This is a genomic window from Pseudomonas cerasi (genome assembly GCF_900074915.1).
GTDB classification, from domain to species: Bacteria; Pseudomonadota; Gammaproteobacteria; order Pseudomonadales; family Pseudomonadaceae; genus Aquipseudomonas; species Aquipseudomonas cerasi.
Genome location: NZ_LT222319.1, coordinates 4,284,661 through 4,302,072 on the forward strand (window position 1 = coordinate 4,284,661; position 17,412 = coordinate 4,302,072).

16 protein-coding genes and 1 pseudogene are annotated in these 17,412 nt (G+C 60.7%); 11 read left to right on the plus strand and 6 right to left on the minus strand.

Annotated elements, in window-relative coordinates; all coding sequences use genetic code 11:
• Nucleotides 1-143: 143 nt before the first annotated feature.
• The gene (locus PCPL58_RS21370) at nucleotides 144-449 is read right to left on the minus strand and encodes a DUF2288 domain-containing protein (protein ID WP_003393364.1); all 306 of its coding nucleotides are present in this window, start codon (nucleotides 447-449) and stop codon (nucleotides 144-146) included.
• Here PCPL58_RS21370 and PCPL58_RS32170 point away from each other — a divergent pair.
• The 8 genes and pseudogenes from PCPL58_RS32170 to PCPL58_RS21405 all read left to right on the plus strand — a co-directional run.
• A pseudogene (locus tag PCPL58_RS32170) lies at nucleotides 448-699 on the plus strand (hypothetical protein); the annotation flags it as partial. The gene PCPL58_RS21370 and the pseudogene PCPL58_RS32170 overlap by 2 nt on opposite strands.
• 75 nt (nucleotides 700-774) lie before the next feature.
• Nucleotides 775-1,899, plus strand: coding sequence for a branched-chain amino acid ABC transporter substrate-binding protein (locus tag PCPL58_RS21375; RefSeq protein ID WP_003431160.1), 1,125 nt, complete (start codon nucleotides 775-777; stop codon nucleotides 1,897-1,899).
• Nucleotides 1,900-2,126: 227 nt separating this feature from the next.
• Complete coding sequence (livH, locus tag PCPL58_RS21380) at nucleotides 2,127-3,050, plus strand: high-affinity branched-chain amino acid ABC transporter permease LivH (protein WP_065350394.1); 924 nt, start codon at nucleotides 2,127-2,129, stop codon at nucleotides 3,048-3,050.
• Nucleotides 3,047-4,312 (plus strand): high-affinity branched-chain amino acid ABC transporter permease LivM, encoded by a 1,266-nt coding sequence (locus PCPL58_RS21385; RefSeq protein WP_065350395.1) that lies wholly within the window; start codon nucleotides 3,047-3,049, stop codon nucleotides 4,310-4,312. Before livH ends, PCPL58_RS21385 begins: the two co-directional genes overlap by 4 nt.
• Complete coding sequence (gene livG, locus PCPL58_RS21390; RefSeq protein ID WP_003314434.1) at nucleotides 4,309-5,076, plus strand: high-affinity branched-chain amino acid ABC transporter ATP-binding protein LivG; 768 nt, start codon at nucleotides 4,309-4,311, stop codon at nucleotides 5,074-5,076. Before PCPL58_RS21385 ends, livG begins: the two co-directional genes overlap by 4 nt.
• On the plus strand, nucleotides 5,077-5,778 hold the full coding sequence (locus tag PCPL58_RS21395) for an ABC transporter ATP-binding protein (RefSeq protein ID WP_065350396.1): 702 nt from the start codon (nucleotides 5,077-5,079) through the stop codon (nucleotides 5,776-5,778). It abuts the gene before it with no gap.
• A 256-nt stretch (nucleotides 5,779-6,034) separates the two neighbouring features.
• Nucleotides 6,035-6,715 (plus strand): COG3650 family protein, encoded by a 681-nt coding sequence (locus PCPL58_RS21400; protein ID WP_003363504.1) that lies wholly within the window; start codon nucleotides 6,035-6,037, stop codon nucleotides 6,713-6,715.
• A gap of 97 nt (nucleotides 6,716-6,812) precedes the next feature.
• The gene (locus tag PCPL58_RS21405) at nucleotides 6,813-8,426 is read left to right on the plus strand and encodes an NAD(P)/FAD-dependent oxidoreductase (protein WP_003431164.1); all 1,614 of its coding nucleotides are present in this window, start codon (nucleotides 6,813-6,815) and stop codon (nucleotides 8,424-8,426) included.
• A gap of 128 nt (nucleotides 8,427-8,554) precedes the next feature.
• On the opposite strand, the gene PCPL58_RS21410 is transcribed toward PCPL58_RS21405, so the two are convergent.
• The 5 genes from PCPL58_RS21410 to dinG form a co-directional block, all read right to left on the minus strand.
• Nucleotides 8,555-9,019 (minus strand): outer membrane lipoprotein, encoded by a 465-nt coding sequence (locus PCPL58_RS21410; RefSeq protein ID WP_003363510.1) that lies wholly within the window; start codon nucleotides 9,017-9,019, stop codon nucleotides 8,555-8,557.
• A gap of 147 nt (nucleotides 9,020-9,166) precedes the next feature.
• On the minus strand, nucleotides 9,167-9,814 hold the full coding sequence (gene pdxH, locus PCPL58_RS21415; protein ID WP_065350397.1) for a pyridoxamine 5'-phosphate oxidase: 648 nt from the start codon (nucleotides 9,812-9,814) through the stop codon (nucleotides 9,167-9,169).
• Nucleotides 9,815-9,888: 74 nt separating this feature from the next.
• Nucleotides 9,889-11,049 (minus strand): OmpA family protein, encoded by a 1,161-nt coding sequence (locus tag PCPL58_RS21420; RefSeq protein ID WP_054082130.1) that lies wholly within the window; start codon nucleotides 11,047-11,049, stop codon nucleotides 9,889-9,891.
• Nucleotides 11,050-11,202: 153 nt separating this feature from the next.
• Nucleotides 11,203-12,351, minus strand: a complete 1,149-nt coding sequence (locus PCPL58_RS21425) for a serine hydrolase domain-containing protein (protein ID WP_065350398.1) — start codon at nucleotides 12,349-12,351, stop codon at nucleotides 11,203-11,205.
• A gap of 109 nt (nucleotides 12,352-12,460) precedes the next feature.
• Nucleotides 12,461-14,605 carry an ATP-dependent DNA helicase DinG gene (gene dinG, locus PCPL58_RS21430; RefSeq protein WP_003402334.1) on the minus strand — a complete coding sequence of 715 codons (2,145 nt, stop codon included), beginning with the start codon at nucleotides 14,603-14,605 and terminating at the stop codon, nucleotides 12,461-12,463.
• Nucleotides 14,606-14,712: 107 nt separating this feature from the next.
• Between dinG and PCPL58_RS21435 the strand changes: the two genes are divergently transcribed.
• The 3 genes from PCPL58_RS21435 (at nucleotide 14,713) to PCPL58_RS21445 (ending at nucleotide 17,375) form a co-directional block, all read left to right on the plus strand.
• Complete coding sequence (locus PCPL58_RS21435) at nucleotides 14,713-15,177, plus strand: CopD family protein (protein WP_065350399.1); 465 nt, start codon at nucleotides 14,713-14,715, stop codon at nucleotides 15,175-15,177.
• A gap of 180 nt (nucleotides 15,178-15,357) precedes the next feature.
• Nucleotides 15,358-16,317 carry a nucleoside-specific channel-forming protein Tsx gene (locus PCPL58_RS21440; RefSeq protein ID WP_065350400.1) on the plus strand — a complete coding sequence of 320 codons (960 nt, stop codon included), beginning with the start codon at nucleotides 15,358-15,360 and terminating at the stop codon, nucleotides 16,315-16,317.
• Nucleotides 16,318-16,343: 26 nt separating this feature from the next.
• On the plus strand, nucleotides 16,344-17,375 hold the full coding sequence (locus PCPL58_RS21445; RefSeq protein WP_065350401.1) for a purine-nucleoside phosphorylase: 1,032 nt from the start codon (nucleotides 16,344-16,346) through the stop codon (nucleotides 17,373-17,375).
• Nucleotides 17,376-17,412 lie beyond the last annotated feature (37 nt).

Genomic DNA, 17,412 nt, shown 5'->3' on the forward strand with positions numbered 1-17,412 from the left:
GCGCAAGGCTCCATCGTCGAAAGAAACAGTGCAGCCCGCAGAAACTGCCACCTTAACGGTGTGGTTTTACGCTACGCGGGCTGCCGAAGAGTTACCTTCCCACTCACTCCGGAAAGCCGCAACACACCTGACTGGTGCGCAAATCAATCCTGCGCCCTGTTTTGAATCAAAACCCAAGGTGCCACTACCACAGCCCAGAGCAGCGGATCTGTCTCCACCAGCTCAAGCGCCTTGGTTTCAGACACCTTGCCAACCCGCCCCTCCGCCAGCCACGCAGACACCCTGGCTGCATCATTTTCGGCCACTGCCTCGGCGACTTCGATCAAATCCAGAGGCAACTCGACCCACAACAGGGCACCCTTGGCAAAGAATGGTTGCAATTCAGTCCAGGTGATTGAGGCCGTTTCGCCAAGCAGTTTGGCATAGAGGGTGCTAGGTTCTTGCGTCATGGGTCTCACCAAAAAGAAAATCGGCGCAATCATACCGCCGACTTTCCCACCGGCAAGCCCAGAAGCAGGCGATTTATCGCAGGGAAGTGCAGATAACCTTATGGATCTGAAGTGATTTCAGACACTCAAGCGGTTCGATTCTGTAACTTTCTTTCGATTAAGCGACACCCACAGGTTTGTCCCCAGACGCCCGGCTTTCCAAGCCAGCGAACCGCGCTCTAAACTGTTCCGGTACAGTTGGCGGCGTGGGACAACCGGTGATCGAATCGGTCCTGGAGCCTTGGCCATCAGGATTATAAAAACTACAATGCAAGAGTGGAGCATCATGACTAAGGGTACCAATAAGCTTTCAAGGCTGTTTGCCGCACTGGTTATGGCGGGGGTTGCCAGCCATTCGTTCGCAGCTGACACCATCAAGATCGGCATCGCCGGCCCCAAGACCGGCCCTGTCGCCGAATACGGCACCATGCAGTTCAATGGCGCCAAGATGGCCATCGAGCAGATCAACGCCAAAGGCGGCGTGGATGGCAAAAAGCTCGAAGCAGTCGAATACGATGATGCCTGCGATCCGAAACAGGCCGTTGCGGTCGCCAACAAAGTGGTCAACGACGGCGTTAAATACGTGGTCGGCCACCTCTGCTCCAGCTCCGCTCAGCCAGCGTCCGACGTTTACGAAGATGAAGGCATCATCATGGTGACCCCGGCTGCCACCAGCCCGGAAATCACCGCGCGCGGCTACAAACTGGTGTTCCGCACCATCGGTCTCGACAGCGCCCAGGGTCCGGCCGCTGGCAACTACATTGCCGACGTCGCCAAGCCGAAAATCGTTGCAGTCATTCACGACAAGCAGCAGTACGGCGAAGGCATCGCGACAGCCGTCAAGCAGACGCTGGAGAAAAAAGGCGTCAAGGTTGCACTGTTCGAAGGCATCAACGCTGGCGACAAGGACTTCTCGTCGCTGATCGCCAAGCTCAAGCAGGCCAACGTCGACTTCGTCTACTACGGCGGCTACCACCCTGAGCTGGGCCAGATCCTGCGTCAGTCCAAGGAAAAAGGCCTGAACGCCAAATTCATGGGCCCTGAAGGCGTCGGCAACGAGTCGATCTCGCAAATCGCGGGCGATGCTTCGGAAGGCCTGCTGGTCACCCTGCCAAAATCCTTCGACCAGGACCCGGCCAACCAGGCGCTGACCGAAGCCTTCAAGGCCAAGAGCCAGGATCCGAGCGGCCCGTTCGTGTACCCGTCCTACTCCGCCGTGCAGGTCATTGCTGACGGCATCGCGGCCGCCAAGTCCGAAGACACCGCCAAGGTGGCCGCTGCCATCCATGCCGGTACCTTCAAAACGCCAATGGGCGAGCTGAGCTACGACGAAAAAGGTGACCTGAAGAACTTCCAGTTCGTGGTCTACGAGTGGCATTTCGGCAAACCCAAGACCGAAGCCGCCAAATAAGCTGCTTGCATCAACCCTCAAAGCCCACTGCCAGCGCAGTGGGCTTTGTTTTACGAATCCAGGCCCGTACGCACGTTTCGGCGACCCGAACGGCGTGCACGAGGCCCCCTGAAAATCTTAAAACCGTCAACAGCGGTTCCCTGGCAGCGCAACAGGCTACGCATCCACAGAATGCCACCCCGGCGCAGGTCAGAGAAATGCAGATCAGGTTTTTAGGAGCGCGGTAAATGCCCGAGTTATTCCACTACATGCAGCAGCTGGTCAATGGCCTGACCATTGGCAGTACGTATGCATTGATCGCCATCGGTTACACGATGGTGTACGGCATCATCGGAATGATCAACTTCGCCCATGGCGAGGTGTACATGATCGGTTCCTATGTAGCTTTCATGGCACTCGCCGGCCTGGCGATGCTGGGGATTCACAGCCTGCCGTTGCTGATGATTGCCGGTTTTGCCGCTGCGATCATCGTGACCAGTGCCTATGGATACAGCATCGAGCGTTTGGCCTACCGTCCGTTGCGCAACAGCAACCGTCTGATTCCACTGATTTCTGCCATCGGCATGTCGATCTTTCTGCAGAACTCGGTCCAGCTTTCCCAGGGCTCGGGCAACTTCGCCATCCCCAACCTGCTACCCGGCAGCCTCTCGTTCGGGCCCGGTGGCGCAGAGGAAGTGCTGATTTCCTACATGCAGATCGTGGTGTTCGTCGTCACCCTGGTGGCCATGACCGGCCTGACCCTGTTCATTTCCCGCTCGCGAATGGGCCGCGCCTGCCGCGCCTGCGCCGAGGACATGAAGATGGCCAATCTGCTGGGCATCAACACCAACAACATCATCGCCCTGACCTTCGTGGTCGGTGCGGCACTGGCCGCTGTCGCCGCCATGCTGCTGAGCATGCAATATGGCGTGATCAACCCCAACGCCGGCTTCCTCGTCGGCCTGAAAGCCTTCACGGCTGCGGTACTGGGCGGTATCGGTTCGATCCCGGGTGCCGTGCTCGGTGGCCTGGTGCTGGGCGTCGCCGAAGCCTTCGGTGCCGACATTTTTGGTGATCAGTACAAGGACGTCGTAGCTTTCGGCCTGCTGGTCCTGGTGCTGCTGTTCCGACCGACCGGCATTCTGGGTCGTCCGGAGGTTGAGAAAGTATGAGCAAGTCCTTCAAGCAGGCGCTGTTCAGCGCCGCACTGGTCTGGGCCGTGGCCTATCCGGTGTTCGGTCTGAAACTGGCCTTTTCCGGCGTCACCCTGCAAGTGCAGAACGCCAGCCCGCTGACCCTGACCATCATTGCCGTGTGTTCGGTCCTGCTGTTTCTGCGCGTATTGTTTGCCGAGCAGATCAGCGGCCTGCGTCGCGGCTCCGACAAGCCGCTGATCCCGCAAAAGACCAGCGACTTTCTGACCCAGCCGAAAACCCAGCGCTGGGGCCTCGCGGCGCTCATAGTGCTTGCGTTCATCTGGCCATTTTTCGGGTCGCGCGGTGCGGTGGACATTGCCACGCTGATCCTGATCTACGTGATGCTCGGCCTCGGCCTGAACATCGTAGTCGGCCTGGCAGGTCTGCTTGACCTGGGCTATGTCGGTTTCTATGCGGTCGGTGCCTACAGCTATGCCCTGCTGTCGCACTACTACGGACTCGGTTTCTGGATCTGCCTGCCGATCGCGGGGTTGATGGCGGCGCTGTTCGGACTCCTGCTGGGCTTTCCGGTGTTGCGTCTGCGCGGCGACTATCTGGCTATCGTGACGCTGGGCTTCGGCGAGATTATCCGTATCTTCCTGCGTAACCTGACCGATATCACCGGCGGCCCGAACGGCATCAGCAACATCGAAAAGCCGACCCTCTTCGGTCTGACCTTTGAGCGCAAGGCCGCTGAGGGCATGCAGACCTTCCACGAGTTCTTCGGCCTGCCGTACAACTCGATCAACAAGGTCATCTTCCTCTACCTGATCGCCCTGCTGCTGGCACTGGCAGCGTTGTTCGTCATCAATCGCCTGCTGCGCATGCCGATCGGCCGGGCCTGGGAAGCCTTGCGCGAAGACGAAATCGCCTGTCGTGCACTGGGTCTGAATCCGACCGTGATCAAGCTCTCGGCGTTCACCCTTGGCGCTGCGTTCGCAGGTTTCGCAGGCAGCTTCTTTGCCGCGCGTCAGGGCCTGATCACCCCGGAATCGTTCACCTTCATCGAGTCGGCAATCATCCTGGCCATCGTCGTGCTGGGTGGCATGGGCTCGCAATTGGGTGTGATCCTGGCAGCCATCTTGATGATCCTGTTGCCCGAGCTGATGCGTGAGTTCAGTGACTACCGCATGCTGATGTTCGGCGCGCTGATGGTGCTGATGATGATCTGGCGCCCACAAGGCTTCCTGCCGATGCAGCGCCCCGAAATGAAATTGAAAGCGGAGCAGTCGAAATGAGCCGCCCATTACTGCAAGCCACTGGCTTGAGCATGCGTTTTGGCGGCCTGCTGGCGGTCAATGGCGTTGCCCTGACCGTCAATCAGGGGCAGGTCGTATCGATGATCGGCCCCAATGGCGCCGGCAAGACGACAGTTTTCAATTGCCTGACCGGTTTCTACCGGCCAAGCGCGGGCACGATTCTGCTGGACGGTGAGCCGATCCAGGGCCTGGCTGGCCATCAGATCGCGCGCAAGGGCGTGGTGCGTACGTTCCAGAACGTGCGCCTGTTCAAGGAAATGACTGCCGTGGAAAACCTGCTGGTTGCCCAGCACCGGCATTTGAACACCAACTTCCTGTCCGGCCTGTTCAAGACGCCCGCGTTCCGCCGCAGCGAACGTGAAGCCATGGACTACGCCGAGCACTGGCTTGAGGCGGTCAACCTCCGGGAGTTCGCCAACCGCCCTGCCGGGACGCTGGCCTACGGTCAGCAACGCCGCCTGGAAATCGCCCGCTGCATGATGACGCGCCCGCGCATTCTGATGCTCGACGAACCGGCGGCGGGTCTGAACCCCAGAGAAACCGATGATCTGAAAGCGCTGATCGGCGTGTTGCGCAGCGAGCACAACGCTACGGTCCTGTTGATCGAGCACGACATGAAACTGGTAATGAGCATTTCCGACCACATCGTGGTGATCAATCAGGGCACGCCTCTGGCCGATGGCACTCCGGAACAGATTCGTGACAATCCCGATGTGATCAAAGCCTACCTGGGGGAAGCGTAAATGCTGCAGTTCGAAAACGTTTCCACCTTCTACGGCAAGATCCAGGCGCTGCACAACGTCAACGTGGAAGTGCGTCAGGGTGAAATTGTCACCCTGATTGGTGCCAACGGTGCCGGCAAGTCCACCCTTTTGATGACCCTGTGCGGCTCACCACGCGCCCACAGCGGCAGTATTCGCTATATGGGTGAGGAACTGGTCGGGCTGGAGTCGTCGATCATCATGCGCAAGAGCATTGCCGTGGTGCCGGAAGGCCGTCGGGTGTTTGCGCGTCTGACCGTTGAAGAGAACCTGGCGATGGGCGGCTTCTTCACGGAAAAGGCTGATTATCAGGAACAGATGGACAAGGTCCTGCAGCTCTTTCCACGCCTCAAGGAACGCTTCAATCAGCGCGGCGGCACCATGTCCGGTGGCGAGCAACAGATGCTGGCCATCGGTCGAGCACTGATGAGCAAGCCCAAGCTGTTGTTGCTGGACGAGCCTTCGCTGGGTCTGGCGCCGATCATCATCCAGCAGATTTTCGAGATCGTCGAACAGCTGCGCCGCGATGGCGTGACGGTGTTTCTAGTCGAACAGAACGCCAACCAGGCCCTGAAAGTCGCCGACCGCGCCTACGTACTGGAAAACGGCCGCGTGGTCATGCAGGGCACAGGCGAAGAACTGCTGGTCGATCCGAAAGTGCGGGACGCGTATCTGGGAGGGTAAGCGCACGCCACGCCCCTATAGGCCGAAACGGTTTTGCAGGAGCGAATCGGGTGACGTTTCGCTTGTTCGCGAAGGCGTTCGTTTAAACGATGTATTTTCGTCGAACAAAACGGCCCTTTCGCGAACACGTTCGCTCCTACCGTCAGCGTCAAACCTGAACTACAGTCAAAGCCACTGCTCGCGCGATAAGCATCCCGACCCTTGTGATGCACCTCCAGTCTGAGTAACGTGGCGGCACTTGTCTGGAGACCACATCATGTTCGCTGCCCGTTCCGTCCTCGTATTTGCTCTTCTACCGCTGTTTGCCGGGTGTCAGTTGCTCGGTAAACAGGCCGAGGAACCGAAGGTTTCCACGGCGGGCATGCTCCGTATGCAGGGCGACCTGACCGGAGAAAACGGCCAGCTGCTGTTCAAGCCGTGTAACGAGCAGCGTCGCTACGTGGTCAAGGATCGCGGCAACACCGGTATTCTGCAGGAAGCGGCCTCGCTGGCGGACAGCAAGGGCACGGTGTTTGCCGATCTGCGCGGCAGTTTTGCTGCGAGCAAGGCGGCCAACAGTGACGGACAGCTGGATCTGCATCAGTTGTACCGCGTCGAGCGTCCCGGCCAGGCCTGTGAAGACCTCAATTTCAAACGCCTGACATTGCACGTCAATGGCAACAAGCCCGCCTGGAACGTCAATGTCAGCGGCAAGGGCATGGTTCTGGAGCGCGAGGGCGTTGCCCCACTGGCGTTGCCCTACGTGGAAGAGAAGCTGCCGGACGGCAGTTTCAGCATCAGCAGTGAAGCCAACAACCAGCGCATCGAGATCTGGGTCGCGCCACAGCGCTGCGTCGACAGCGTCGACGGCTCGGTGCAACACCTCACCGCAGAGCTGCGCATCAACGGCCAGGCCCAGCGTGGCTGCGGTTATTACGGCGGTTCGCGCGACGACTGATCGCCCAGGCTCGCCGCCAAAGGGGTTCAGCGCTTATAATCGCCGGTTCTTGTAGTGCTGTCGGGCTGAACCTGCGGCCCGAAAACTGGACCCCTTAATGTTACGAATCACCGAACTCAAGCTGCCGATCGATCATCCGGAAGAAGACCTGCGCGTTGCGCTCTTGAAGCACCTGGGTATCGACAGCGGCGAACTGCTGGACTTTACCCTCTTCAAACGCAGTTACGACGCGCGCAAAAAGTCTTCCGAGCTGTGCTTCATCTACACCATCGACTTCCAGGTCAAGGATGAAGAGGCACTGTTGCGCAAGCTGGCCAATGACCGCCACGTCGGCCCGGCACCTGATGTCAGCTACAAAGTCGTCGGTCACGCTCCCGAGGGCCTGACAGAGCGTCCGATCGTCGTGGGTTTCGGACCCTGCGGCATTTTTGCCGGGCTGCTGCTGGCGCAGATGGGCTTCAAGCCGATCATCCTCGAGCGCGGCACCGAAGTTCGCCAGCGCACCAAGGACACCTGGGCACTGTGGCGCAAAAACGTGCTCAACCCCGAATCCAACGTGCAGTTTGGCGAGGGCGGTGCCGGGACCTTTTCCGACGGCAAGCTTTACAGCCAGATCAAGGACCCGAAATTCATCGGCCGCAAGGTGCTGCACGAGTTCGTGAAGGCCGGCGCGCCGGAAGAAATCCTCTATGTCAGCAAGCCGCATATCGGCACGTTCCGCCTGACGGGCGTGGTCGAGAACATGCGCCATCAGATCGAAGCACTGGGCGGCGAAGTGCGCTTTCAGCAGCGCGTGACCGACGTGATGATCGAGGATGGCCAATTGCTGGGCGTGCAGCTCGACAGCGGCGAGCAGATCGAGTCCCGGCACGTGATTCTGGCGCTGGGCCACAGTGCCCGTGACACCTTCCGCATGCTGCACGGCCGTGGCGTGTTCATGGAAGCCAAGCCGTTCTCGGTGGGCTTCCGCATCGAACACCCGCAATCGTTGATCGACCGCGCGCGACTGGGTAAATATGCCGGTCACCCGAAGCTCGGCGCAGCCGATTACAAACTGGTGCACCACGCCAGCAACGGCCGCTCGGTCTACAGCTTCTGCATGTGCCCTGGCGGCACGGTCGTGGCAGCCACATCAGAGCCCGGCCGAGTGGTCACCAACGGCATGAGCCAATACTCACGCAACGAGCGCAATGCCAACTCGGGCATCGTGGTCGGTATCTCGCCGGAACAGGACTACCCTGGCAGCCCGCTGGCCGGTATCGAGTTGCAGGAGCGTCTGGAATCCCACGCCTATCTGCTCGGCGGCAGCAGCTACGAGGCTCCGGCGCAACTGGTCGGCGACTTCATTGCAGGCAGGGCCTCGACCGCTCTGGGCAGTGTTGAACCGTCCTACAAGCCGGGCGTGAAGCTGGTGGACCTTGCCGAGGCCCTGCCCGCCTTTGCCATTGAAGCTATTCGCGAAGCGTTGCCTGCGTTCGACAAGCAGATCAAAGGCTTCTCGCTGCACGACGCCGTGTTGACCGGCATCGAAACCCGTACCTCGGCACCGCTGCGCATTACCCGCGGGCCGGCGCTGCAAAGCCTGAACACCAAAGGCCTTTACCCGGCCGGTGAAGGCGCTGGCTATGCGGGCGGGATTCTCTCGGCTGGCGTGGACGGCATTCGGGTGGCTGAAGCGCTGGTGCGCGACATGCTGGGGATCGAGGGCTGACCCCAGGAAACAGGGCGTTCGATACATCGTCTTCGTGAGCAATGGGCATGGTATTCACGCCCATTTACGCTTGGCAATAAAAAACCCCGAGCATTGCGGCTCGGGGTTTTGCTGTGCGGTGTTGCGGATCAGTGAGTAACGCGGCTGGTGCCGTTGACGCTCATGATGCGCACACGCTCGCCGACCCGGAAAATCTCGTTTTCCTGAACCTGCTGCACGTAGGCACGCATGCTGCCGTCATCCTCACGCACGGTGATTTCAACACCTTGCGTACGGGTCAGGCCTTCCTCGGTCGCCGAACCCAGCAGGCCGCCGGCCACTGCGCCGATCACCGCTGCCACGATACTGCCGCGACCGCCACCGATAGCGCTGCCGCCCACACCACCAACGACTGCACCTGCCGCGCCGCCGATCGGGGTCTTGGTGCCCTCGATCTTGACCGGACGCAGGGATTCGATCGTTCCCATGCGAACTGTCTGTACGGTCCTGGCCTCGTCACGGGAGTAGGAATCACCGGTCAGATTCGAGGTACAGCCGCCCATCATCAGTGCCATGGCAGTGAACGAAGCAACCAGAAGAGCAGACTTGCGCATAAAAGGAATCTCCAGAGGAATCAGTGGCCATTAGACTACCCGACAAAGGCGCTGTCACGGCCCCGAGCCCGCAAATTAAATTGATTCAGGCCTCATACAGCCACGGCCCGTATAACGCTCAGACGATTGGCCAGACGAATAATTCAATCAGGGTGCAAGGCGCTCGCGTGTCCATCTGTCGTCTATCAAACGATAGTTCAAACGGTCGTGAAGTCGACTGGAGCGACCCTGCCAGAACTCGATCCGCTCGGGCAAGAGACGATAGCCACCCCAGTGCTCGGGGCAGTGTGGCTGGGTGTCTGCGAAGCGTTGTTCCGTCTGTCTGATCAGACCTTCCAGTTCGTCGCGATCGGCGATCACCCGACTTTGTGGCGAGGCCCATGCACCCAGACGGCTGCCCAGAGGGCGCACCTGGTAATAGGCGTCGGATTCTTGCGCAGAGACTTTCTCGACCCGCCCCTCGATACGCACCTGGCGCTCCAGTGTCGGCCAGAAGAAGGTCATCGCGGCAAATGGAAGTGCAGCGATCTGCTGGCCCTTGGCGCTTTCGTAGTTGGTGAAAAACGTAAAGCCCTGAGTGTCCAGGCCCTTGAGCAGCAGGACGCGGCAATGTGGACGTCCTTGCTCATCAACCGTCGCCAATGTCATGGCGTTAGCCTCGACCGGCGGTTGCTCGGTGTTCACCGCGTCGGCAAACCATGCATGAAAGAGTGCAAAGGGCTCGTCCGGCGATTGCGCTTCGGTCAACCCGTCGCGCGTGTAATCACGGCGCATATCGGCCAGGGTCTGGGTCATGGTCTGGTTCCTGCGAGGTCACGGATCGACCCCACGCGAAGCGTCAGTGACGATCCGCGTGGGTGCTGACAGGCTTAGTTACTGGCCTGGCTGTCATCCTTCTTGGCGGGCGTTGCGGTTTTGGCCGGGGCCTTGGCGGTGGTTTTGGTCGCTGCCGGCTTCTTGGCCGCTGCGGTGGTCTTGGCTGGCGCGGCCTTCTTGGCGGTGCTGGCTTTGGCCGGTGCAGCTTTCTTGGCGGTGTCTTTCTTTGCAGCGGCTTTCTTCGCAGGTGCGGCGGCAGGTGCCGGGGCGACTGGCTTGACGTCCTGGGTCGCGACCATGGTCGGTGCAACTGGCGGCAGTGCGTAGCGGCTCATCAGCGCGCGCATGGTGTCCTGCGGCGTCATGAGGATCTCGACCCGGCGGTTGAGCGCACGACCCTGCAAGCTGTCGTTGGCGGCGCGCGGCATCACCGCACCCATGCCACGCTGGCTCAGGCGATTACGCTCCAGGCCACTGAGACGGAAAATCGCGGCAACCGACTGCGCACGCTCCTGGCTGATCTTCTGGTTGGCTTCGGTAGGACCCGAAGTGTCGGCGTGACCGAGAATCAGCACGGCAGTTTTCTGATCGCCTTCTACCACCTTGGCCAGACGGGTGATCGGACCCAGCGTGTTCGGCAGCAGCATGGCCGGACGGTCGGGGTTGAACGAGCTGTCGACGGGCGCGGTGATTGCCAGCAGGTCTTCGCGACGCTCCAGCTGGAAAGGGCTGTCCTTGATTGCAGCGCGCAGGCGCGGCTCGTATTCGTCCAGCCAGGCCTGGGTCACTTTCGGATCAGGCATCGGCAGCGCTTTCGGCTCGTCCTTGGCGGAGTCATTGCCAAACGGCCACCACCACTTGCTGTCGGTCTCCGACTTGGCAACCATCGCCGGTGCAGCAGGCTTGGCGGCCGGCTTGTCGGCCACGGCATCAGGTTTGGCCTGCGCGTTATCGTTCGAGCCGAACGGCCAGTACCACCGCGCGCTGTTTTCAGCACCTGCCTCAGGTGCCGGCGTTGCAGCAGCCTTGGCAACCGGAGCGGGCGCCGGGCTCGGTGCCGGAGCCTTGGCAGCGGTGCCTGCGTCAGCGGAGTCGCTGCCGGAACCGAACTGCCACCAATGGCCTCCGGTTGCAGCAGAGTCGGATTGTGGGGTTTGCGCACAGCCGGTCACGGCGATGCACAGGGCGAGAACGAGGCTTTTATTAGACGACATGGGTAACCCGCAACGGTTTTGATCAGACAGAAGGACGTAACTACGCCGGTATAACATGCATAAAGATGCAGTTGGAAAAAGAAACCGTCGTACGGTTCCTGTTACAGCCATTTAACTGACAGTCGGTATGAAACAAGCACTTATAGCCGATACTTACTGCAAACACTCACGCAGAACCCCGACCAGTTTCTGAGCGCGTGGGTCCATCAGAATGTACGGCCCCAAGGTGTTGGTAACGAAGCCAAAGGCAACCTCGTCATCAGGATCGGCGAAACCCACCGAGCCGCCCGCCCCCGGATGGCCAAAGGCCTTTGGCCCCAGGCCGTAAGTCGCGTTGGCAACGCCCGGCTGATCGAGCATGCAGCCCAGTCCCAGACGGGTCGAGGTCAGTAATGTCTTGTCCTGACCGAGGCTGTGTTCACGGGTCAGCTCATTGAGCATGTCTGCTTCAAGCAGGCTGCCATCGAGCAGACCGTTATAGAAACCGGCAAGACTGCGCGCATTGCCGTGACCGTTGGCTGCTGGCTGCTGCATGCGGCGCCACTCCGGCTTGTTGGTGCTGGTCATGATCGACGGCGGGTTGGTGAACGCCTTGGCTGTGATCGAAGCCGGTTCGCGCATCGTCGCCTGAAGCACGCGCTGGGCAGCGTCGTCACCGGCATTGCCTTTGCCACGCGCGATGTGGGCCACGCGATGAAACTGGTCATCCGCCAGGCCCACATGAAAATCCAGCCCCAGCGGGCGGGCGATACGCGCAGCAATGGATTCCCCGGGACCTCGACCATCGGCGCGGCGCAGCATCTCGCCCACCAGCCAGCCATAGGTGATCGCTGCATAACCATGCCCCTGACCCGGTGTCCACCAGGGTTCTTCGGCTGCCAGGGCGGCGGTCATGATGTCCCACTGGTAAAGCGCTTCGGCAGGCAACGGCTCACGCAACGCGGGCAGGCCGGCCTGATGGCAGAGCAATTGGCGCAGGGTGATGGAGGCCTTGCCCGCCGCGGCGAATTCGGGCCAGAGCCTGGCCACGGGTTCGTCCAGCTTCAACTTGCCCTCTTCGACCAGTTGCAGAACCGCCACGCTGGTGAAGGTCTTGGTGCAGGAGAACAGGTTGAGAATGGTGTCGGTGTGCCAAGCCTCGGCACCGTCCTTGTCGGCAGTGCCCGCCCACAGATCGATGACGGTCTGGCCGCCGACCTGAATGCACAAGGCAGCACCGCGCTCCTGCGGGTCGTCAAAGAGCGCCGCAAAGGCTTCACGTACTGCTTCGAATTGAAGTTCGTAATGACCCTGGATCTGCAACGGCTGACTCCTGACTGGCAACATGAGCCTGGCGACAGGCTAAATGGCGCGTATTGTTTCAGCGATCGAGCGCTTTGGGAACAGATGTGAAACGCTCTTCATCTTTGGCTCAGGTTATTTCCCGGCGGAACGGTGGCAGCGCATTGAGAATCGCCTTGCCATAGCGCTGGGTGACCACGCGTCGGTCCAGCAGCGTGATGGTGCCGCGGTCCTCTTCGGTACGCAGCAAGCGGCCACAGGCCTGTACCAGACGCAACGAGGCATCCGGCACGGCGATCTCCATGAACGGGTTGCCACCACGCGCTTCAATCCACTCGGCCAGCGCGGCCTCGACCGGGTCATCCGGCACCGCGAACGGGATCTTGGCGATGACCACGTGTTCGCAATAGGCGCCGGGCAAATCCACACCCTCGGCAAAGCTGGCCAGCCCGAACAGTACGCTGGACTCGCCGCTGTCGACGCGTGCCTTGTGCTTGTTGAGGGTTTCCTGCTTGGACAGATTGCCCTGAATGAACACCTGCTTGCGCCAGTCACGGTCCAGGCCGTCGAAGACATCCTGCATCTGCTTGCGCGACGAGTACAGCACCAGCGTGCCTCGCGAACCTTCCACCAGACCCGGCAGGTCGCGAATGATCGCTGCGGTGTGGGCCACCGAGTCACGCGGGTCGGCCTTGAGGTCCGGCACGCGCAGCACACCGGCATCGGCGTGATGGAACGGGCTTGGTACCACGGCGGTCACCGCCCCCTTGGGCAGGCCGGCACGCATGCGATAGCGGTCGAATTTGCCCAGCGCGGTCAGGGTCGCCGAGGTAACCAGCGCCCCGTAGGCGATGTTCCACAAGTTGCGACGCAGCATTTCCGCCGCCAGGATCGGGCTGGCATTGACCTCGATATCGAACATTGCACCGCTGTCGGCCAGGGTCAGCCAGCGCGCCATTGGCGGGCTGTCTTCCGGGTCTTCGGCGGTGAAGGCTGTCCACAATTCCCAGTTGCCATGCGCGCGGGCCAGCAGGCTGCCGAACAGCGGATACCATTCTTCGGCCTGATGGCTGGCGATGCCGATGTTGACCTCACCGTCCATGCCTTCCTTGAGCAGCTCGGTCAGGCGCGTGAACAGGTCGTCGAGGCGCGCAAAGCCCTTCTTGAGCTCGATGCCCATCTCGCGGATGTGCTCGGGAATCACGCCGCCGACAAAGCGATGACGTGGACGCTCGCGGCCCTGCATGTCTTCACCGGCGCGGAAATCCGCCAGTTGCTCGCAGGCACCGAACATGAACTGCTGATGGCCCTTGATCTCGCGGGCCAGCTCCGGCACCTGCTCGATCAGCTTGCCCAGATCGCCGGGCAGCGGATGCTGGGCCAGCAGCTTGGCGAGGTTCTTGGCGGTCTGTTCCAGCCAGTCGGCGGTCGATTTCAAACGGGTGTAATGGGCAAAGTGGCCGATGGCCTTGTCCGGCAGGTGATGACCCTCGTCGAAGACATACAAGGTGTCACGCGGGTCCGGCAGCACTGCACCGCCGCCAAGTGCCAGGTCAGCCAGTACCATGTCGTGGTTGGTGACGATCACATCGACCTTGCCCATGCCTTCCCGCGCCTTGTAGAAGGCGCACTGCTGAAAGTTGGGGCAGTGCCGGTTGGTGCACTGGCTGTGATCGGTGGTCAGACGCGCCCAGTCCTGATCGGCGAGTTCCTGCGGCCAGCTGTCGCGATCGCCGTCCCACTTGTTGCCCGCCAGCTTCTGCAACATGCTGGTGAAAAGCTTCTGACTGGCCTCATCGACCTCGATCTTGAAGCCTTCTTCCTCGAACAGCTGCGCGGTCGCGTTGGTCGCGTCACTTTCCTGCAGCAATGCGTCGAGCTTGGACAGGCACATGTAACGCCCGCGCCCCTTGGCCAGGGCGAAGGTAAAATTCAGACCGCTGTTGCGCATCAGGTCCGGCAGGTCCTTGTAGACGATCTGTTCCTGCAGGGCGACGGTCGCGGTGGCGATCACCAGCCGCTTGCCTGCCGCCTTGGCAGTGGGAATCGAGGCGATGGCATAGGCCACGGTCTTGCCGGTACCCGTCCCGGCCTCGACGGCCACTACCGCAGGATCGCCCGAACGACGGCCCTCTTCATCGGTGTCAATGTCCCCCAGCACCTTGGCGACTTCAGCGATCATCAATCGCTGGCCATAGCGCGGCTTGAGGCTCTTGGCTTCGAGGAAACGCGAGTAAGCGCCCTGGATCTGGGTTTTGAGTTCGGTACTGATCATTGGCTTCGGTTCGGGGGCACGGCTAAAAAGGCTGGATAAATTTTCAGTAGTTCTGAGTGGGCGCTATCATAGCGCGCTAAATCCATCCGCGCAGAACGGAGTGTCCGATGACCGCTTTTTCTACTGTCTATACATTGCATCTGCTGGCTGCCCTGGTGTGGGTTGGCGGGATGTTTTTCGCCTGGATGGTGTTGCGCCCAGCAGTCATTGCAGCACTTGAAGGCCCTTCTCGCCTGAAAGTGTGGGTCCAGGTGTTTCCGCGCTTCTTCGCCTGGGTCTGGGCTGCGGTGGTGCTGCTGCCGATCACCGGCATCGGCATGATTCAGCTCAACTTCACCGGCTTTGAAACCGCGCCGCGTTATGTGCAGATCATGATGGGCCTGTACGTGGTCATGGTTGCGCTGTTTTTGCGTATCCAGTCATTGCAACTGCCGGAGCTGCGTCGTGCCGTGGAAGCCGAACAGTGGGCCGAGGGCGCCGCGGTATTGGGCCATATCCGCCGCCTGGTCGGCATCAATCTGATTATCGGTCTGGCCGTGGTCATGCTCGCTGCTGCTCGTCCGGGCCTTTGAGGTAAAACGGAACATCGCGGGGCACTGGCGGTGACACCGCGCACAGCTTGCGGGCGTTTTCCTGCCCGATCGGTCATCTTCTGCGCCTGATATCCAAGGCATTCAACATCTTGAAACAGTTTGGCATGGGCTGTGCAAACGTTTGCGATCAGCAGTACGCGCCCACGAAAAGGAGCTTCAATGCCACAGCCGCCGTTCACTCGACCCGCAACGCCCTCAAGATTTCTCATGCCTCTGCTGTTCGCCGCCGCTGCGGCGATGCCATGCACCAGCGCGCTGGCACAGCCCGCCGCTACCGACGACTCGGCGCAGGGCGAAGCACTCAGCCCGCCTGCCTCGCCCAAGGAAGGTAAAGGCGCGTATTTTTCAGACTGGTTCAACCAGGACCTGACGCTGATCGGCAGCAAGGACATCAGCTTCGGCCCCAAGCCTAACGATGACATCTACCTGGAGTACGAATACTTCGGCCGCAAAGGGCCGTTCGAGCTGTATGGCTATGTCGACGTACCGAAGATTCTCGGCATCGGCAATGATAATGACAAAGGCGTCTGGGACCATGGCTCGCCGCTGTTCATGGAGCACGAGCCACGCGTCTCGATCGACTACCTCGCCGGGCGCAGTCTGGCCATCGGTCCGTTCAAGGAATGGTACGTCGCCTTCGACTGGATCTATGACCACGGCAGCAATACGGCGAACCGGGCCAACACCCTGTACAGCGGCCTGGGCACTGACATCGATACCCACTCGCGGGTCAATCTGTCGGCCAACTTCTATGGCCGCTACCAGTGGGAGAACTACGGTGCCAGCAACGAATATTCGTGGGACGGCTATCGCGCCCAGCTCAAATACATCGTACCGATCAGCACGTTCGACAACGGCGCCTCGCTGACCTACATCGGCTTCACCAACTTCGATTTCGGCTCGGACCTCAAAAACGATCCGGCACGCACCGGTAACTCCACGGTCGCCACCAATGTGCTGCTTTACGCCTTCACGCATCTGCGCTTCACCCTGGTTGGCCGCTACTTCCACAACGGCGGCAACTGGCAGGACGGCAGCGAGCTGAACTTCGGCGATGGCAACTTCCGCGCGCGCTCCGACGGCTGGGGCTATTACGCAGGCGTGGGTTACCAGTTCTGAACCTTATTATGACGACAGGAGTTTTCATGAAACACACTACTCGCAACGCCCTCTGCACCACGCTGGCACTGCTCAGCCCGGCTGTCTGGGCGGCTACCGCGCCGGTGGCACCGGTCACGCCCAAGGTCACGCTGGTCGCCATGTTTGCGCCCGAAGCACAGAACTGGATCGACCGGCTGCATCTGACCAAGGAGATTCAGGTGCCCGGCCTTGCCGCCGAGTACCCGGCCATCCGCTGCAATGATCAGGACGTCTGCCTGCTGGTCACCGGCATGGGTCAGACCAATGCCGCAGCATCGACTCTGGCCCTGGCCCTGTCGCCGCAATTCGACCTGCGCAAGACTTACTTCATCGTCGCGGGCATTGCCGGCATCAACCCGCACCACGGCACACTCGGCACCACGGCCTGGGCGCATTATCTGGTGGAATTCGGCACGCAGTGGGAAATCGACTCCCGCGATGTGCCCAAGGAATGGCCGACCGGTTATCTGGGCATCAACACCAAGGGTCCGAACGAGAAGCCGCCACTGGATTACAAGACCGAAGTCTTCGAGCTCAACCCCAAGCTGCAGGCCAAGGCGTTTGCCCTGTCGCACAAAGTGACCCTCAGCGAGAGCAAGGAATCAGCAGCCTGGCGCGTCAAATACCCTTATGCGCCTGCCAACCAGCCGCCGCAGGTCACGCAGTGCGACACGCTGGCAGGCAATACCTGGTTTTCCGGGACGCGTCTGAGCGAGCGTGCGGAAGTCTGGACCAAGCTGCTGACCGACGGCAAAGGCGTGTATTGCACCACCCAGCAGGAGGATAACTCCACCTACGAGGCTCTGCTGCGAGCGAGCAAGGCCGGCAAGGTCGATGTCAATCGCCTGGCTGTCGTGCGCGCGGGTTCCGACTTCGATCGTCCGTATCCGGGTTACAGCGAGGTGGACAACCTGCTCAAGTACGCCGATCAGGGGGCCTTCGTCCCGGCGCTGGAAAACCTCTACCGCACCGGCAACCCGCTGGTGCAGGCGATTGTCGGCGACTGGAAGAATTGGGAGAAAGGCGTACCGCAATAATGTGATGTGAAGCGGGTCGCGACTGTCCGGATCATGG

Coding starts and splice junctions, on each gene's coding strand:
- pdxH (WP_065350397.1), bottom strand. CDS start 9,814: ATGACCCAGACCCTGGCCGATATGCGCCGTGATTACACGCGCGACGGG.
- dinG (WP_003402334.1), bottom strand. CDS start 14,605: ATGATCAGTACCGAACTCAAAACCCAGATCCAGGGCGCTTACTCGCGT.
- PCPL58_RS21420 (WP_054082130.1), bottom strand. CDS start 11,049: ATGTCGTCTAATAAAAGCCTCGTTCTCGCCCTGTGCATCGCCGTGACC.
- PCPL58_RS21405 (WP_003431164.1), top strand. CDS start 6,813: ATGTTACGAATCACCGAACTCAAGCTGCCGATCGATCATCCGGAAGAA.
- livH (WP_065350394.1), top strand. CDS start 2,127: ATGCCCGAGTTATTCCACTACATGCAGCAGCTGGTCAATGGCCTGACC.
- PCPL58_RS21375 (WP_003431160.1), top strand. CDS start 775: ATGACTAAGGGTACCAATAAGCTTTCAAGGCTGTTTGCCGCACTGGTT.
- PCPL58_RS21445 (WP_065350401.1), top strand. CDS start 16,344: ATGAAACACACTACTCGCAACGCCCTCTGCACCACGCTGGCACTGCTC.
- PCPL58_RS21385 (WP_065350395.1), top strand. CDS start 3,047: ATGAGCAAGTCCTTCAAGCAGGCGCTGTTCAGCGCCGCACTGGTCTGG.
- livG (WP_003314434.1), top strand. CDS start 4,309: ATGAGCCGCCCATTACTGCAAGCCACTGGCTTGAGCATGCGTTTTGGC.
- PCPL58_RS21435 (WP_065350399.1), top strand. CDS start 14,713: ATGACCGCTTTTTCTACTGTCTATACATTGCATCTGCTGGCTGCCCTG.
- PCPL58_RS21410 (WP_003363510.1), bottom strand. CDS start 9,019: ATGCGCAAGTCTGCTCTTCTGGTTGCTTCGTTCACTGCCATGGCACTG.
- PCPL58_RS21400 (WP_003363504.1), top strand. CDS start 6,035: ATGTTCGCTGCCCGTTCCGTCCTCGTATTTGCTCTTCTACCGCTGTTT.
- PCPL58_RS21440 (WP_065350400.1), top strand. CDS start 15,358: ATGCCACAGCCGCCGTTCACTCGACCCGCAACGCCCTCAAGATTTCTC.
- PCPL58_RS21370 (WP_003393364.1), bottom strand. CDS start 449: ATGACGCAAGAACCTAGCACCCTCTATGCCAAACTGCTTGGCGAAACG.
- PCPL58_RS21395 (WP_065350396.1), top strand. CDS start 5,077: ATGCTGCAGTTCGAAAACGTTTCCACCTTCTACGGCAAGATCCAGGCG.